The organism is Coprococcus sp. OM06-34AC, assembly GCF_003462545.1.
Classification (GTDB): Bacteria; Bacillota; Clostridia; order Lachnospirales; family Lachnospiraceae; genus Coprococcus; species Coprococcus aceti.
This window is the reverse complement of record NZ_QTZF01000008.1, coordinates 76166-92298: the sequence shown is the minus strand read 5'-3', so window position 1 is coordinate 92298 and position 16133 is coordinate 76166. Positions and strand designations below refer to the sequence as shown.

10 protein-coding genes, 1 tRNA gene and 2 pseudogenes are annotated in these 16133 nt (G+C 46.2%); 12 read left to right on the top strand and 1 reads right to left on the bottom strand.

All coding sequences use genetic code 11. The features are described from left to right. The first annotated feature begins 122 nt into the window (after positions 1 to 122). The 4 genes from DXB91_RS12980 to DXB91_RS12965 all read left to right on the top strand — a co-directional run bounded on the left by DXB91_RS12980 (position 123) and on the right by DXB91_RS12965 (position 5647). Positions 123 to 193 (top strand) — tRNA-Trp (locus DXB91_RS12980). Between the two features lie 301 nt (positions 194 to 494). Continuing rightward, positions 495 to 1607 carry a metallophosphoesterase family protein gene (locus tag DXB91_RS12975; RefSeq protein ID WP_118018400.1) on the top strand — a complete coding sequence of 371 codons (1113 nt, stop codon included), beginning with the start codon at positions 495 to 497 and terminating at the stop codon, positions 1605 to 1607. Positions 1608 to 1609: 2 nt separating this feature from the next. Further along, positions 1610 to 3172: an ATP-binding protein gene (locus DXB91_RS12970; RefSeq protein WP_118018398.1), complete on the top strand. Its 1563-nt coding sequence runs from the start codon at positions 1610 to 1612 to the stop codon at positions 3170 to 3172. Between the two features lie 27 nt (positions 3173 to 3199). After that, a complete protein-coding gene (locus tag DXB91_RS12965) occupies positions 3200 to 5647 on the top strand; it encodes a hypothetical protein (RefSeq protein WP_118018396.1) in 2448 nt (815 codons plus the stop codon). A 178-nt stretch (positions 5648 to 5825) separates the two neighbouring features. On the opposite strand, the gene DXB91_RS12960 is transcribed toward DXB91_RS12965, so the two are convergent. Then, positions 5826 to 7763 (bottom strand): ABC-F family ATP-binding cassette domain-containing protein, encoded by a 1938-nt coding sequence (locus tag DXB91_RS12960; protein ID WP_118018394.1) that lies wholly within the window; start codon positions 7761 to 7763, stop codon positions 5826 to 5828. A 238-nt stretch (positions 7764 to 8001) separates the two neighbouring features. Between DXB91_RS12960 and DXB91_RS12955 the strand changes: the two genes are divergently transcribed. The 8 genes and pseudogenes from DXB91_RS12955 to rsxE form a co-directional block, all read left to right on the top strand. Next, positions 8002 to 9798: a hypothetical protein gene (locus DXB91_RS12955; RefSeq protein WP_118018392.1), complete on the top strand. Its 1797-nt coding sequence runs from the start codon at positions 8002 to 8004 to the stop codon at positions 9796 to 9798. Positions 9799 to 9816: 18 nt separating this feature from the next. Then, on the top strand, positions 9817 to 10866 hold the full coding sequence (locus DXB91_RS12950; RefSeq protein ID WP_118018390.1) for an FAD:protein FMN transferase: 1050 nt from the start codon (positions 9817 to 9819) through the stop codon (positions 10864 to 10866). Positions 10867 to 10875: 9 nt separating this feature from the next. Continuing rightward, entirely contained in the window at positions 10876 to 11244 is a 369-nt protein-coding gene (locus tag DXB91_RS12945) for a NusG domain II-containing protein (protein WP_117549136.1), read from the top strand. Then, positions 11234 to 11791: a Gx transporter family protein gene (locus DXB91_RS12940; protein WP_022216220.1), complete on the top strand. Its 558-nt coding sequence runs from the start codon at positions 11234 to 11236 to the stop codon at positions 11789 to 11791. The genes DXB91_RS12945 and DXB91_RS12940 overlap by 11 nt, the downstream gene beginning before the upstream one ends. Before the next feature lie 220 nt (positions 11792 to 12011). Next, positions 12012 to 13337 carry an electron transport complex subunit RsxC gene (gene rsxC / locus DXB91_RS12935; protein ID WP_015533097.1) on the top strand — a complete coding sequence of 442 codons (1326 nt, stop codon included), beginning with the start codon at positions 12012 to 12014 and terminating at the stop codon, positions 13335 to 13337. A gap of 12 nt (positions 13338 to 13349) precedes the next feature. Further along, positions 13350 to 14282: pseudogene (locus DXB91_RS14785) on the top strand (RnfABCDGE type electron transport complex subunit D); the annotation flags it as partial. A 48-nt stretch (positions 14283 to 14330) separates the two neighbouring features. Further along, entirely contained in the window at positions 14331 to 14975 is a 645-nt protein-coding gene (locus DXB91_RS14780) for an RnfABCDGE type electron transport complex subunit G (RefSeq protein ID WP_334294701.1), read from the top strand. Beyond that, positions 14975 to 15616: pseudogene (gene rsxE, locus DXB91_RS14775) on the top strand (electron transport complex subunit RsxE); the annotation flags it as partial. The gene DXB91_RS14780 and the pseudogene rsxE, both read left to right, overlap by 1 nt. Between the last annotated feature and the right edge of the window lie 517 nt (positions 15617 to 16133).

Genomic DNA, 16133 nt, shown 5'->3' with positions numbered 1-16133 from the left:
TAGAGGTTTCTAGGAGATAAGCTTTAGAAGATACCTCTTTCTGTGTGAAATTCTGAAGGTACAGAATAAAACGTACCGGGAAAATTTAACGCTGCAGCAGGTGTTAAATTTTTTCTGTATATAGGGGATTGGTCAAATGGTATGATAGGAGTCTCCAAAACTTTTGGTGGGAGTTCGATTCTCTCATCCCCTGCTAGACAGGCGTCAGAAACCTTGTAAAACCAAGGCTTCTGGCGTTTTTTGTTTGTGAAAAAACGAAATCCGTAATAATTACGGAACGAAAATCAAGGAGCAATATACTTCATGTATGAACTTAAGAGACAGTTTTCTACTGTTGAATACAGGGAGAAAACACATGTGTATCAGACAGGAGGTATATGATATGATGTAGACAGGGTCCGCGGCATATGCCGTGGACTTTATTCTTTATGAGCAAATTTTTTCGTATTATGTTAATATAGAAAAAGAATAGAGATGACTGAGGTTGAGGAACTATGAGAATAATACACTGTGCGGATATCCATCTTGATTCAGCCCTGAGTGCACATCTTGGAAGAGAAAGAGCCAGAGGCAGAAGAAATGAGATACTTAACACATTCAGGAAAATATTCGGGTATGCTGCAGAGAATGACGTGCAGGCGGTAATAATAGCGGGGGATCTCTTTGATTCAGAGACAGTGTCTGCCACGACGATAAATGTTGTTCTGGGGGAGATAGCGAAGTATGCTGACATAGATGTGTTCTATCTGAGGGGAAATCATGACCCGGATGAAAGCTTATTTGCGGGGCGGAGACTCCCAGAGAATCTGTATTTATTCGGAGATGAGTGGACGCAGTATCAGCTTAAGGGATCACATATAGTGATCGCGGGCGCTGTGCTGAATGACGAAAACTGCAACAGCATATATGATGAACTCGAATTGGATGAGAACGATATAAATATTGTCACACTCCACGGCCAGGAGCAGGAATATGGCAGGGCTCGCAACATGAATGATGTATGCCTGAAGAAACTCAGGGGAAGAGGCATAGATTATCTGGCTCTGGGACATGTGCACGGAAGAAAGCTGGAAAGCCTTGATCACAGGGGATTCTACTGCTATCCGGGATGTCTGGAGGGCAGGGGCTTTGACGAGTGTGGTGAGCACGGCTTTATGGTGCTTGATGTGGATGAGAGGAGACATACGGTTGAGACCGAATTTGTGTCATTTGCCTATAGAAGGCTGTTCGATGTGGAAGTGGACGTGACAGGGGCAGAGTCAAGCTCTGATGCGGCGGACATGATCGCTGACAGACTGTATCAGGAACTGCCGGGGACAATGGAAGATGAGTCCAGGGACATGGTGAGGGTATCCCTCACAGGCGCGGTAAATGTTGAGAGCGAGATAAACACGGATTATCTGACTAAGCAGTTTCAGGATTCGTTCTACTATATGGAGATCTTGGATCACACGGATTTTCAGGTGGATTACACGAGGTATATGAATGATGCGTCCCTCAAGGGCGAATTCGTGAGGAAGGTCATGGGGCAGGATATGAGTGAAAATGACAAGGCATATGTGATCCAAACAGGACTCAGGGCTCTTGCGGGCGAGGAGATATTTTAAGTATGAGATTGATATCTTGTTATATAGATGGATTTGGCAAATTGAATAACATGGAAGTCCAGTTCGAGGATGGGATAAATACATTTGTCCAGGATAATGGCTGGGGCAAGTCGACTCTTGCTGCTTTTATCCGGGTCATGCTGTATGGCTTCGACGGTGAGACGAAGAGAAATGACATTGAGAATGAAAGAAAAAGATATCGCCCGTGGTCGGGGGCTGCCTATGGCGGAGAACTGGTATTTGAGAGTAGGGGCAGAAACTACAGGGTTCAGAGGACATTTGGCGCGAAGAAGAGCGATGACAAATGCGTGATATACGACGAGGCGACTCATGCTGTGACAGGAATGTTCACGGATAAGCTTGGGGAGGAGCTGTTTCATGTGGATTCTGCGTCATTTGTGAGAAGTATGTACATAGGGCAGGATGACTGCCGGACCTGGGCGACGGATGGGATAAGTGCTAAGCTTGGTAATATCGCTGACAGCACGGATGATATAAGCAATTATGAGAATGCCAGACAGATACTGAAGAATGTTATAAACAGGCAGTCGCCAACCAAGCGGACGGGGGAACTGTACAGGAGAAAATATGAGCTTGATGGGATGCGTGAGCAGGTCAGGGAGCTTGATGGAATAGACAGAAGTATAAATGAGCTGAATAAAAATATCCGTGAGATAGAAATGCAGAATCAGAACCGGATGGGACGACAGCGTGACAGTAAATATATCATGACAGGATTTTGTGCGTTGATCGCAGCACTTCTATCTCTGGGAATGTGGAAATTTATGCTTGGAATAGAAGAACCTGACGATATGGCTATGATTATATTTGTTGTATGTGCAGGTATGTTTTGTGTACTCGGAATCTACTACATTATACGCGGGATAAATGAAAAGATCAGGCACAGGAAGAATAAGGTGGAAGAGCCGGGGGATGCCGTTGATGATACCAGATCGGACGGATCAGATGATATATATACAGCCGATGACGAATCCGATATGGATGAGGAGATGTCGGTCTATATGGCAGAAAACATGAGACTTGGCGAGTATGCCAGGGAACTGGCGGAGCTCAAGCTTCGAAGACAGGAGATATCTGCTGTGAAGGCATCGTTGGCGGATAAGAAAAAGGCTTTGGAAGACGATCTGCACAGATACGAGCTCAACGTAAAGGCGTACGAGCTGCTGGGGGAGGCCAGGGATACATTTGCAGTGGGACATTCGGTGCCAGTCATGGAGGCATTTGACAGGTATTATGAGTGCGTTACAGGAGAGCATGCAGGAAATGTACAGGCGGCCCCGGATATGACAATCAGGTACAGAGAGCAGGGAATGTACAGGGATTCTCAGACCTTGAGCTCGGGACTGGCGGATATCCTCGGAGTGTGTGTAAGAGTTGCAATAGTGGACAGCATGTATCAGGATGAAAAGCCGATGCTCATAATGGATGATCCATTTGTCAATCTTGATGACAGAAATATGGCGGGGGCGAAGAAATTTGTGGAGAAGATATCGGAAAAATATCAGATATTGTATTTCACATGCAGCCAAAATCGTGTACTATAGATACATAATAAATACTCAGGAGGAAGTATGTTGAGGACAATAAGGAAGGGATTGTATAAGTCGAATAACGTAAGATTTCTTGCTCTGCTCATCGCTGTGGCATTTGTTCTGCTGACGGAGATGGCGTGTGTGGGGAACATGACGGCCAAAGCGGAGACTGCAGGGGATGTGGCTGCATCTGTATATGCGGATACGGAGGCTCCGGGGGTGGCGACGCCTACCAGCGTGGTGGAGAAAACAGCACTTAAGATGAACAGCAGTACGTATGTGTTTACGAACTCCACCGATGGCATGTTCAGACTCAGCTTTGCGGAGGGCGAGAGTTACTTCATTGGTTCAGGTGAGGACAGTGATACGCTTATCACATATGCACTGATAAGATATAACTCCAAGTTTTATCTTGTCGCAGCGGATGACAGCGATGCAAATGTGCAGTATAACGGAAGCTACACAGACACCAGCTTTGAGATGCTGAAGTCAGCGAATTATAATTCTTCAAGCAGATATGTCAACATGAGTGTTAAGAGCGGCAATACCATAGAGCTCAAAAAGTTTACATTTGCCAGGGACTATTCTGTAGCTCTGACAGGATATTACAATGGAGTGTATTATACCGAGGGCAGTCCGGCGACAGGACTGTTCACAAGATCCGGGTACTGTGATTACTTTGTGAGTGGCAAGGCTGTTGTGGGGGATGGCTGGTACAAATATGGCAGCAGTTCACCGGCAGGGGAGCTTGTTGACGCGGATATATCCGGAAGCATGTCTGGAAATGATGTGAAGTATATCCAGCTTTTTGATGGGCATGTTGTGAGCGCTTATCACGGCAATTATTTCTACAGCTATAATGGAACAGTCAGGATCACCGTCAAGAATAAGGCGGTCATGGTAAATAATATAAAAGTCCTGTTTGACAAGAATGGAAATGCGTACAAGGGACTCAGAACAGAAAATTCCAGAGTGTACTACTACGAAGCGGGTATTCCGGTCAAGAACGTGGTGAAGCAGTTTGGAGAAGACTATTATTACTTTGGAAGTGACGGCGCTGCGGTGAGATCGACCTGGATCACATCAGGAAACTGCGTGTATTATTTTGCGGTGGACGGCAAGGCAGTAAGGCGGATGCAGTCGGGAAGACTGTACCAGTATTCGTCGGGGAAATGGACCAGTACGGCAACCGGTGTATACGAGGTAAACAGAAGATATTATTACTTTGTGAACGGTGCGAAGAGCAACGTCACGAAGTGGTATGAGATCTCAAGGGATAAGAAGTATTACATAAGAAACGGAGAGGCAACCTATTTTGTACAGGTGGACGGCATAAGATACAGATGTCAGAAGGTGGCGAGCGAGGGCGGCTGGACGGCTGCGGTGAATGCGTGGATACCTTCATTTGGACATGTTGTGCTCCACACGGACAGCACGGGAATATCTGATGCGATATATTACAGATCGACACATACTGTATCGGGATATGCAGACACGTACAGAGTATTCTCGAATAACAGATGGATAGTAAAGAAGAATTCTGTGGTGAGACTGCAGGACAACTGCAGTTACTTTGGTAAAACAGGTAAGGCTGTCAGAACAAAGGGCTGGCAGACGATTAGTGATTACAGTGCGGCTTATGTAGGCGATGAGGGAACTGTAACTGAATATGTGTATTATGACGAGAGTACAGGATATTCCGAGTACAGAAGTGGCAAGCTGCTCAACGACAAGTCTGAGGGTCTTAAGAACGCCAAGATCAACAACAAGAAGGTGTATTATTTCAGCGATGCAAATGGACGCTGCAGTAAACTCACGAAGATAGTAGTGGGTGATGTGGAGTATGAATTTGACAGTTGGGGAAGATGCTTCAAGACAGATTCGATAAGCTGGGATTTTGATGAATGGATGAAGAGGGTTGTCAATGAATATCTGGGCAAGACAGGAATCTACTGCAATGTATTTGTGGCAAATGCGCTTAGATACGCAGGCAGCAGCACTCCGGGAAGTGATATGTCAGTCAAGTACACTGACTTTGCAAATGGCGGATTCGTGATCAGTTCATCAAATATATGCTCAGACTGGGCACTCCGCAAGGTCATCGCCAAGGCGATTCTGGCGCAGAATGGAAGCTGGGGTGAGGCGACGGATTACGAGCTCACAGCGGACAGGGAGGACTTCTCATACGATGCGCTCCTGCCTGGTGATATAGTTGTCTACTATACGAATGGAGAGCCGACCCATGTCGGAATCTATTTTGGAAAGTTCTCTTCAGCGACTGCACTTAAGCAGTATCTGAGAAAGCTTGGAGTTCCGGCTTCGGCATGTGAGGCATATGTGCATGACTGGGGTTCTAACAGCGGAAATATGCCTGAATACTGGATCATTCAGGGTGGAATGGGCAGCAGCGATCAGGTCTATATAAGCAATTCTGCATATGATCTGTCGGGACAGTATGCCATGAAGATAATTCATGTGAGACATTAGAATGTAGAGAGATTGACATAAATGTACAGGGAACTGTGCATGATAACAAAGAAAACACCATATATGAATACGGTGAGTGGATACCTTATATGGATCCTCTTTGCTGTAGTCGTATATGGTGTTTTTTGTATTTGTTGATATAGTTAAGCCTGCAGGTTTGACATGAGCGATCCCGCCATCAGTCCTCCTCGGACAGTTCCTCCCATTTTGTGTAGAGCTCGTTGAGTTCTGTGTCGGCTTCGTTCCTCTGCTTTGTGAGGTCGTTCAGCAGACCGACATTTGTGGCGTTCTCAGGAAGAAGAAACTGTTCATCGATCTCTGCGATCCTGTTCTCAAGTTCCTCGATGGATGCCTCAAGCTTCTTCAGGTCATTTGCCTTCTTGCGCTGCCTTGCCGCTTCAGCTTTGCTTTCCTGCCATGAGAGCTTGGCCTGTGAGACAGCGGGAGGGGTCTGGGCCGGTGCGTCAGAGACTCCGCTTATTGGAGTGAATGGACTTCCTGAATCTGTGGAATACGTTCGGTGGGTCTCGTAGTAATCGTAATTGCCTATATAGCTTGTGAGCTGTTTGTCCCTTAACTCGATGATCCTTGTGGCCGTCTGGTTGATGAAGTATCTGTCGTGAGATACATACAGGACAGTGCCGGTGTAGTTCCTTATGGCATTCTCCAGGATCTCTTTTGATGTGATATCCAAGTGGTTCGTCGGCTCATCCAGAATAAGAAAGTTGGCGGAAGAGAGCATCAGTTTGGCAAGGGACACACGTCCACGCTCGCCACCTGACAGATCCTGTATCCTCTTGAACACGTCCTCACCTGTGAAGAGGAATGCCGCAAGGACATTACGGATTCTGGTGTTGGACAGATCAGGGTAGGCGTCGCTTATCTCGTCGAATATGGTGTTGGACATCGTGAGTACCTGATGTTCCTGATCGTAGTAACCGATCTTGACGCGTGATCCAAGTATGATAGCTCCGGCATCTTTGGATACAAGCCTGTTGATCATCTTCAGTATGGTTGTCTTTCCGGTTCCATTTCCACCTATCAGGGCGACGTGTTCGCCACGTTTGATATCCATATCTATTCCTGAGAACAGATTATTGTCGCCAAATGATTTGGAGAGTCCTTCGATCGTAAGAACATCCTCGCCGCTAAGTACGTTAGGCTCAAGAGTAATCCTCATCTCGGATGCAACCTCGGTTGGTTTATCGAGACGTTCTATACGTGAGAGCATCTTCTCACGGCTCTCTGCACGCTTGATGGACTTCTCACGATTGAACTGCTTGAGCTTCGTGATGACCTCTTCCTGATGCTTGATCTCCTGTTGCTGGTTGAGATATGCCTTCATCATGTTCTCACGGATCTCTGCACGCTTTTGTGCGAAGTAGGTGTAGTTGCCATTGTATACCTGGCTGTGGCCATTGTCGAGCTCGACTATCTTGGTCACGATCTTGTCGAGGAAATAACGGTCGTGGGAGACGATGATGACGCTTCCCTGGTAGGATGACAGGAAGCCCTCAAGCCATGAGATGGATTCCATGTCCAGATGGTTTGTCGGCTCATCAAGGATGATGATATCCGGCTTCACCATGAGTAGTCTGCCGAGTGCAAGTCTTGTCCTCTGGCCACCGGACAGAGAGTCCGTGTGGCGGTCATAATCCTCCTTGGAGAAACCTAGTCCTTTGAGAACTCCATTTGCCTCGCTCTCACAGCTATAGCCGTTCTTATATTCGAATTCGTGGGTGTAGCGGTTGTAGAGCTCCAGAGATCTCTCGAGCTCCTCACCGGTCTGTTCAGCCATGGTGTGTTCCAGTTCGTGCATCCTGTCCTGAAGCTCAAGGATAGGCTTTAGTGCATCCATCATGACACCGCGGACAGTAGTGTTGTAATTGCTCTCCTGATACTGGGACAGATAGCCGATGGTCCTGTCCTTTGACACTATGACCTGACCGGAGTCAGCACTTTCCTCACCCATTATTATCTTGAGAAGAGTGGTCTTGCCGGCGCCGTTTATGCCGACTATAGCCATTTTCTCCTTTTCCTCAAGATGAAAAGAAATATTGTCCAATATAACATCTGTGCCAAATGCTTTGCAGATGTTCTGACAGTCTAAAATCATAATTTAACCTCTCATTTGTGTTCTAGCCTTTTAATTATATATACAAGCCTTTACTTTCGCAAGAAAATGGAGTGGATTTTATACTATAAGGGTGGAATTGCACTGTTTTTTATAAAATGTTCATTTTATTTTAAGCAAAATACACAATTATTGTGATATACTAGATAAAGATATGCGTGGATATAGGAAAGACGCCGCAGGGCGGATTGATATATAATTACAGAAAAGGAATGATGGAATGGATTATAGCATCTATGACTATAATAGTGACGAGAAGCTTCTTCAGGAACAGGAGATAGAGGAGATCAACAATGTGAAGATGAGTCTGCTCAACACTCTTGTCACGAAGCTGAACAATGCGGGAATATATTTTAACAGTACATCGAGAATCAAGTCAGAATCGTCACTTCTGCACAAGCTGGAGACTGGTAAATACTCCATGCAGGAAGGTGGAAGAAAGATTCAGGATATCATAGGTATACGAATCAACCTGTTCTATCTGGAGGACATGGATATATGTGAGAAGATACTTGAGGAGACGTTTCTTCTGGACAATTGGTCCAAGACGAAGAATGAGGAGAACAAATTTGAGGCACAGAAATGTAACGGTGTGTTCAGGATACCGAGCAAATATCTGCGAAACATACCTGCAAGTGTGTGGAACAAGCCATTTGACCAGACATTTGAGGTACAGCTCAGGACGGTGCTCTTCGAGGGTTGGCATGAGATAGAGCATGAGATGAGATATAAGTATAAGCTGGGTTCTGATTCCAAGGAGACCGATCTGTGGACTGGACATGAGGATCTGTCCAGAGTTATGAACAGTATCATAGCCAATCTGGAGCTGTGCGACTGGTCTATCATGCAGATTTTCAACAGTATTCACGACTCACAGTACAAGGAGAAGAACTGGGAGAATGCCATAAGAAGCAAATACAGGCTCAGGATCACGCAGGATCCGCTTAAGCCTGAGCTCAGGGAATATCTGGACAACAATCCGGATATCGTGGCGCAGTTCCACACTGTGAGCAAGCGCGAACTGGTTGAGATACTGCTCAACAAGAAGTATCACAAGGAGCTGACTCCTGACAGAGTTATTTATCTGATCAACAAGGAGATAGTCCACAACGAGTATATATCAAGGCTGCTTGACAAGGAGCAGTTCGTTCCAGCGGTCAGACCAGAGGTGAAGACTGAGATAAAGCCAATGGTTCCAAATGTTGTGTACAGCCACAGGGTTGGAATACCATCAGCAGGGTATGACAAGGCGTGTGATATTATATACAAATGGGTTAGGGAGCACATCAGTATGGTGTTCCCACAGATGCCGGAGGAGCTCACTAGTGTGGATTATTCCACCATAGGATATAAGGTATATATAACATATGAGATCAATGAGTTTCATATGGATTTCCAGCACATAAGCAATTCCGAGGCGGGTGTTATATGGCATGTGACAGTAGATATGGTGAGTGCCGGGGATATGTATGATGTAAATGTGGAGAACATATGTGAGACCATCAATGTCAAGGAGAGAAGATACAGCAGACCGAAGTTCATGAAGGATATGTTTAATCAGGTGGGCTTTGTTGACGCTGGAATAGTCATGGAGGAGGGCTCAAGCCCTGAAGAGATCAGTTACGACAAGCTGAATGCGATTGTTGAGAGCCCTGACAGACATATGCCAATCATAGTAATAGTGAAGCCTGATGTGATACCGGACTGGGCGATAGACTGTGATGGATATATACTTAGAACGGATATGCTGAAAAAGACGCTCAATGGTTTGTGTCATGTATATCTGTGCAGTGGAGACTGCAAGAAACGCTACGAGGAGGAGTATGGAAAGGAATCCGTGGATGGTGGGGTTATGATGTGGGAGAAGAACAGCAACTACCCTATATTCTACTCCATGGATATCATCAACCAGAGCTTCTTTGAGGAAGTAAATCACAGTATCAATGAGAATGTGGAGTACGAGAAATCCTTCAGATATTCGCTGAGAGAACAGGTTCACGATGAATATCTGAAATAACACAGAGGTAGGCAGACCATGAAGAAATGGTACAGGATAGCAGCCGTAGTGGTTGTCATGGTGGCTGTGATTGCTATGGTCATCATATCAGGCGTGAGACGGTCAGGTGAAAGTGAATATACAAGGAACACGATCACCATGGGAACGGCTGCGTCATTTACAGTGTATGGAAGCCATGGCAGTGAGAATATAGACGGGATGCTGAAGCTCATAGACAGCCTGGACAAGGATGTGCTGTCATGGCGCTCAGCGGACTCTGAGATATACAGGGTGAACAACACATATAAGCCTGATGAGGATATCACGGTGAGCAGCGAGCTTGCGGGTGTGCTGAAGCAGACGCTTGACATATCGAGGGCTCATGACGATCTGCTGGATATCACCATACGGCCTTTGGCGGATGTGTGGGGGATAGAAGATGGCAGGACAGAGATTCCATCACAGGCGGATATAGACAGTGCACTGAGGCTGGTGGATGTGTCAAAGGTAAGTGTGGATGGCGATACGTTAAGGATATCAGAGCCTGGTATGATGCTTGATCTGGGAGCAGTCGGCAAGGGATATGGCTGTGACATGGCAGCAGAGTATCTCAAGGGTACTGATGCGGTCGGTGCATGTGTGGCCCTGGGCGGAAGTATAGTCGTATACGGAAGCAAGCCTGATGGTACAGCCTGGAAGGTCGGTGTCAAGGATCCGAGAGCTGGAGAGGGAACGACCATGGGTGTCATAAGGTTTGGCGATGGGGAGACGGCATTTGTATCCACATCGGGAGATTATGAAAAGTATTTTGAGCAGGATGGCAGGAGATACCACCACATACTTGATCCCCGGACAGGATATCCGGCATGGAATGGCACTATAGCGGCCACGGTAGTGTGTGATAACGGACTGACCAGTGACGCCTTGTCCACACTGTGTATGCTGATGGATAAGGATAAGGCTATGAAGACCATTCAGGAGTATGGTGCGGAGGCCGTCATCATAGATGAGGATAAGAATGTGTATGTCAGTGAAGGCCTGAAGGACCGATTCACCATAATGGCAGAAGACTATAAATTGGCAGAGTGATGTGAAGATATGGCAGGATGGTTTAGAAAAAAAGATCTGATATTGTGTGTAGTCCTTTTAGTAGCGGGAATTATATGCTGGCTTGTCATGCGGCTTGTGCTTCCGACGGGCAATACCGCGGATGTGTATATAGATGACAAACTGGTGCAGACCATAGACATGACAGTCGACGATACCTATGAGTTTAACACGGACAGGGGCAGCAACACTGTTGTGGTTGAATCTGGGAAGATCCGTGTCAGTGATGCGGACTGTCCGGATAAGGTGTGCGTGGATATGGGCTGGAAGAGCAGGAGAGGAGAGACGATAACATGTCTTCCACACAAGCTTGTCATAGAGATACAAGGTGGCGGGGAAAGAGATATAGATGTGCAGTAGAGATAAAAATGATCAGAAAAGTTCAGAGACGGCGGTGGATAGAATGCATGGCTGGAGTACAAAAAGGATCACATACACAGGTATGTTCGTGGCCATAGCCATGGTATTTTCCTATCTTGAATCCATGATCCCGGTGAATATAGCTGTTCCGGGAATCAAGCTGGGACTTGCAAATATGGTCACCATAGTTGTCATGTACAGGCTGAGGATATCAGATGCGTGGATAGTGTCACTGGTGAGAGTGGTGCTGTCATCGCTGTTGTTTGGCAATATGACGGTTATGGTATACAGCATGGCGGGAGCGGTGTTGTCACTTCTGGTCATGACGCTTTGCAGGAAAAAGGATCTGTTTGGTCTCCTTGGAACGAGCATACTAGGCGGAGTGAGCCACAACGCAGGGCAAATAGCAATGGCAGCACTTCTCATGAAGAGTGGCAATATCATGTTGTATATGCCGGTGCTGTGCATATCGGGAACTATAGCCGGTGTGTGCATAGGCCTGGCGGGGGCTGTGCTTGTCAGAAAGCTTCCGTCCATAGAATATTAGAATGATATCCGAATGAATTTATAAATGATCACATGTAAGATACAGAAAAGACATAAGTGTCTATATCTTATATGTGATCGTTTTTTATGCGGATAAGCAGAAGAATTTCCATATTTTAAAATGATAATATATCCCCATTTAGGTTGTTTTTGAGGGCTTAAAGCGTTATTATATAGGGAGATTTTTTTTAATAAAAATATATAAGGAAAAGAGGTAGAACATGGGTTTGTTAACATTTCTGGGCGGAATTCATCCATATGAAGGCAAAGAATTGTCAATGGAAAAGCCTGTCAGAGAATACCTTCCAAAAGGTGACTGCGTGTACCCGCTGAGTCAGCATATAGGGGCACCGGCCACACCTATAGTGAAGAAGGGCGACAGAGTCCTGGTTGGTCAGAAGATTGCGGAGACCAGTGGCTTCGTGTCAGCGAATATACATTCATCCATATCGGGAAAGGTCAAGGCGATCGAGCCGAGATATGTGCCTGGTGGATCAAAGGTTGAATCAATAGTTGTAGAGAATGATGGCCTGTTTGAGGAGATCGACTTTGCAGCAAATGTAAAAGATCTGTCCACTCTGTATAGAGAGGATGTGAAGGAGATTATCAAGGAGGCCGGAATAGTAGGAATGGGCGGCGCCGGTTTCCCTGCAAATGTCAAGCTGTCCCCGAAGAACGAGGATGCGATCGACTACATAATAGTAAATGGCGCAGAGTGTGAGCCATATCTTACTTCGGATTACAGAAGGATGATGGAGGAACCGGACAAGCTGATACTGGGACTTGAGATATGTATCAATCTGTTTGATCATGCAAAGGGAATCATCGCCATAGAGGATAATAAGCCTGAGGCAATAGAACTTCTCAGGGATAAGGTAAAGGACAATGACAAGATCGAAGTCCATGTGATGAAGACCAAGTACCCTCAGGGTGCCGAGCGTCAGCTCATATATGCTAACACTGGAAGATATGTCAACTCCAAGATGCTTCCAGCGGATGCTGGATGTATAGTTCACAATGTTGATACCATCGTGTCCATATATGAGGCAGTTATAGAGGGAAGACCACTCTACACAAGGATAGTCACCATAACAGGTGATGCCATAGAGAATCCATGCAATCTTATGGTGAGGATAGGAACAAACTGTCAGGAGCTTATAGAGGCTGCGGGTGGATTTAAGGATGGTGTGGTTCCTGAGAAGGTGATCTCAGGCGGTCCTATGATGGGAAAGGCACTTTTCTCATTGGATGTTCCTGCAACCAAGGGAGTGTCGGCACTGCTGTGTATGACACATGACGAGGTGGCAGACCTTGAACCGAGCAACTGTATCAGATGCGGACGCTGTGTTGATGTGTGTCCGGGACGTATTGTTCCTTCGATGCTTGCTTCACTGGCTGAGCATGGGGATACAGAGGGATTCCTGGCTCACAACGGAATGGAGTGTTGTGAGTGTGGATGCTGTTCGTATGTGTGTCCGGCGAAGAGACATCTGACACAGACCATTGCGGGAACAAGAAAATCCATCATTGCGAATAAAAAGAAGTAGGAGGTGTACACATTGGATAATACATTTAAGATTTCGTCATCTCCACATGTCAGAGATAAACGAAGTACACAGAGCATTATGCTGGATGTGATCATTGCTTTGCTTCCGGCAACCGTATTTGGAATCATCAACTTCGAGCTGAACGCTATGATACTTATACTCACATGCGTGGTCTCATGCGTGCTGTTTGAGTGGCTGTACCAGAAGATGATGAACAGAAAAGTAACCATAAGCGATCTCAGTGCAGTTGTAACAGGACTTCTTCTTGCACTGAACCTCTCACCGGATGTACCGGTGTGGATGGCGATACTCGGAAGTGCATTTGCCATTATAATAGTTAAACAGCTCTTTGGAGGACTGGGATTCAACTTCATGAATCCAGCGCTGGGCGCAAGATGTTTCCTTCTCATATCATTTGCAGGAAGAATGACATCATTCTCGTATGATGGTGTGACAACTGCTACACCTCTTGCAGTGCTCAAGAACACAGGGGATCTGGCAAATGTCAATGTACTCAATATGTTTCTTGGAAATATACCGGGAACCATAGGTGAGACATCAGTTGTATGTTTACTTGTTGGTGCGGCTTATCTTCTGATCAGAAGAGTTATAAAGCCGGTTATTCCATTTACATATATAGGAACATTTGCGGTGCTCATTATGATATATGCGGTTGCATCGGGTAGAGGTTTTGATCTTACATTCCTCGCAGCACACCTGTGCGGTGGTGGTCTGATGCTTGGAGCATTCTTTATGGCAACTGACTATGTTACATCACCAATCACACCTGCGGGTAAGGCCTTGTTCGGTGTGATACTTGGTATACTCACATTCTGTTTCAGAATATACGGAGGATCAGCAGAGGGCGTATCATATGCGATCATATTCTCCAACCTGCTTGTGCCACTCATTGAGAGATGGACACAGCCGAAGAGCTTCGGAGAGGGCGCAGAGCTTGCAGCCCAGGGTGACACAGCCGGAACAAAGTCCAAGATGGATACAAAGTCGATTGTTATAGCAACTATAGCAATCATGATAATCACAGTCATAGCAGGATTTGCACTGGCTTATGTATATAAGATCACAAAGGATCCTATAGCAGTTACAGAGCAGAAAGCAAAGGAAGAGGCATATAAGGCGGTATTCGATGATGCGGATTCGTTTGACAGCTATGCTGACTTTGATGCCGATGCGGCTGCAAAGATCCTGTCAGATGCCGGATATAACGCAGATATAGATGAGATCGTGGAAGCAAAGGGCAGCGATGGTTCAGCACTTGGATATGTTGTGACTGTCACATCACATGAGGCGTATAGTGGAGACCTTCAGCTTGCCATGGGAGTCAGAGCGGATGGAACGACAAATGGAATTTCATTCCTGTCACTCTCAGAGACTGCAGGACTTGGTATGGAGGCTGACACAGACAGCTTCAAGTCACAGTTCGCAGGCAAGAAGGTCGATAAGTTCCAGTACACCAAGTCAGGTGCCACAGTGGACGAGGAGATAGATGCCCTGTCAGGAGCTACCATCACAACAAATGCGGTTACCAATGCGGTGAATGCGGGACTTGAGTATGTGAAGTCCATAAATGGCGATGCTGCTGATTCATCTGCAGCGTCGAACGGAGGTGACAAGTAATGGGAAAATGTACAGAGCGTTTATATAATGGTATTGTGAAAGAGAACCCGACCTTCGTACAGATGCTTGGAATGTGTCCGACACTTGCGGTTACATCATCAGCCATCAATGGCGCAGGAATGGGACTTACGACCACATGTATCCTGGTGCTCAGCAACTTCATGATCTCAGCACTCAGAAAGGTTATACCTGATAAGGTCAGAATACCATCATTTATAGTTATCATAGCTTCGTTTGTTACTATCATACAGTTTCTGCTGCAGGCGTACCTGCCATCACTCAACAGCAGCCTTGGACTGTATATACCACTTATAGTTGTAAACTGTATCATCCTTGGTCGTGCCGAGGCATATGCTTCCAAGAACAAGGTACTTCCATCTATATTTGATGGACTTGGAATGGGCCTTGGATTTACAGTTGGCCTTACACTTATAGGAATGTTCAGAGAGCTTGTCGGAAAGGGCTGTGTATTTGGATTCCAGATACTTGGAGATGGCAACTTACTTCAGAACTCATCGGGAATTATAAAGGGTATAGGCAATGCACTCAGCCTGTACACACCTATAACAATATTCGTACTTGCACCTGGTGCATTCTTCGTGCTTGCATTCATCATAGCATTTATCAACAAGAGAAATGCAAAGAAGGCAGCTGAGGCACTGGCAAATGGAGAGGAGATCCCGGCAGCATGCAGACCGGACTCATGTGCAGGCTGTATCAATGCAGCATGTTGTGGCAAGCTGGTTTCAGAGACTCCGGCTCCTGTAAAGGCAGCAGAGGCTCCGGCGAAACCTTCAGCGGATGCAAAACAGGTTAAGAAGCAGGAAGAGACACCTGCAGCGGCAGATAAGGATGCAGCAAAGAATACAGCGCCAGAGGCTGACAAGCCAGATGAGGCGAAGAAGGATGAGCCAAGACTCAGCCCATATGCACCGACCAGAGAGTCAGTCCTCGCCGACATAAAGCTTGTTCCGAATGCGACAGGAAAGATGCTTAAGGAGCATGCTGAGGAAGTTCAGCAGGAAAAGACGCCAGATGAGGAGCAGCAGACTGTTACAGAGACTCAGTCAGACAGTCAGGACAATCTCCAGAATGAGAAGTCAACAGAGCAGCCAGCAGCAGAACAGGAAGTAGCAGATAAAGTGGCAGCAGAGCAGC

What these genes read in the sequence shown, in the direction of transcription:
- DXB91_RS12975 (WP_118018400.1), top strand. Translation starts at nt 495, where the DNA reads ATGAGAATAATACACTGTGCGGATATCCATCTTGATTCAGCCCTGAGT.
- DXB91_RS12970 (WP_118018398.1), top strand. Translation starts at nt 1,610, where the DNA reads ATGAGATTGATATCTTGTTATATAGATGGATTTGGCAAATTGAATAAC.
- DXB91_RS12965 (WP_118018396.1), top strand. Translation starts at nt 3,200, where the DNA reads ATGTTGAGGACAATAAGGAAGGGATTGTATAAGTCGAATAACGTAAGA.
- DXB91_RS12960 (WP_118018394.1), bottom strand. Translation starts at nt 7,763, where the DNA reads ATGATTTTAGACTGTCAGAACATCTGCAAAGCATTTGGCACAGATGTT.
- DXB91_RS12955 (WP_118018392.1), top strand. Translation starts at nt 8,002, where the DNA reads ATGGATTATAGCATCTATGACTATAATAGTGACGAGAAGCTTCTTCAG.
- DXB91_RS12950 (WP_118018390.1), top strand. Translation starts at nt 9,817, where the DNA reads ATGAAGAAATGGTACAGGATAGCAGCCGTAGTGGTTGTCATGGTGGCT.
- DXB91_RS12945 (WP_117549136.1), top strand. Translation starts at nt 10,876, where the DNA reads ATGGCAGGATGGTTTAGAAAAAAAGATCTGATATTGTGTGTAGTCCTT.
- DXB91_RS12940 (WP_022216220.1), top strand. Translation starts at nt 11,234, where the DNA reads ATGTGCAGTAGAGATAAAAATGATCAGAAAAGTTCAGAGACGGCGGTG.
- rsxC (WP_015533097.1), top strand. Translation starts at nt 12,012, where the DNA reads ATGGGTTTGTTAACATTTCTGGGCGGAATTCATCCATATGAAGGCAAA.
- DXB91_RS14780 (WP_334294701.1), top strand. Translation starts at nt 14,331, where the DNA reads ATGGATACAAAGTCGATTGTTATAGCAACTATAGCAATCATGATAATC.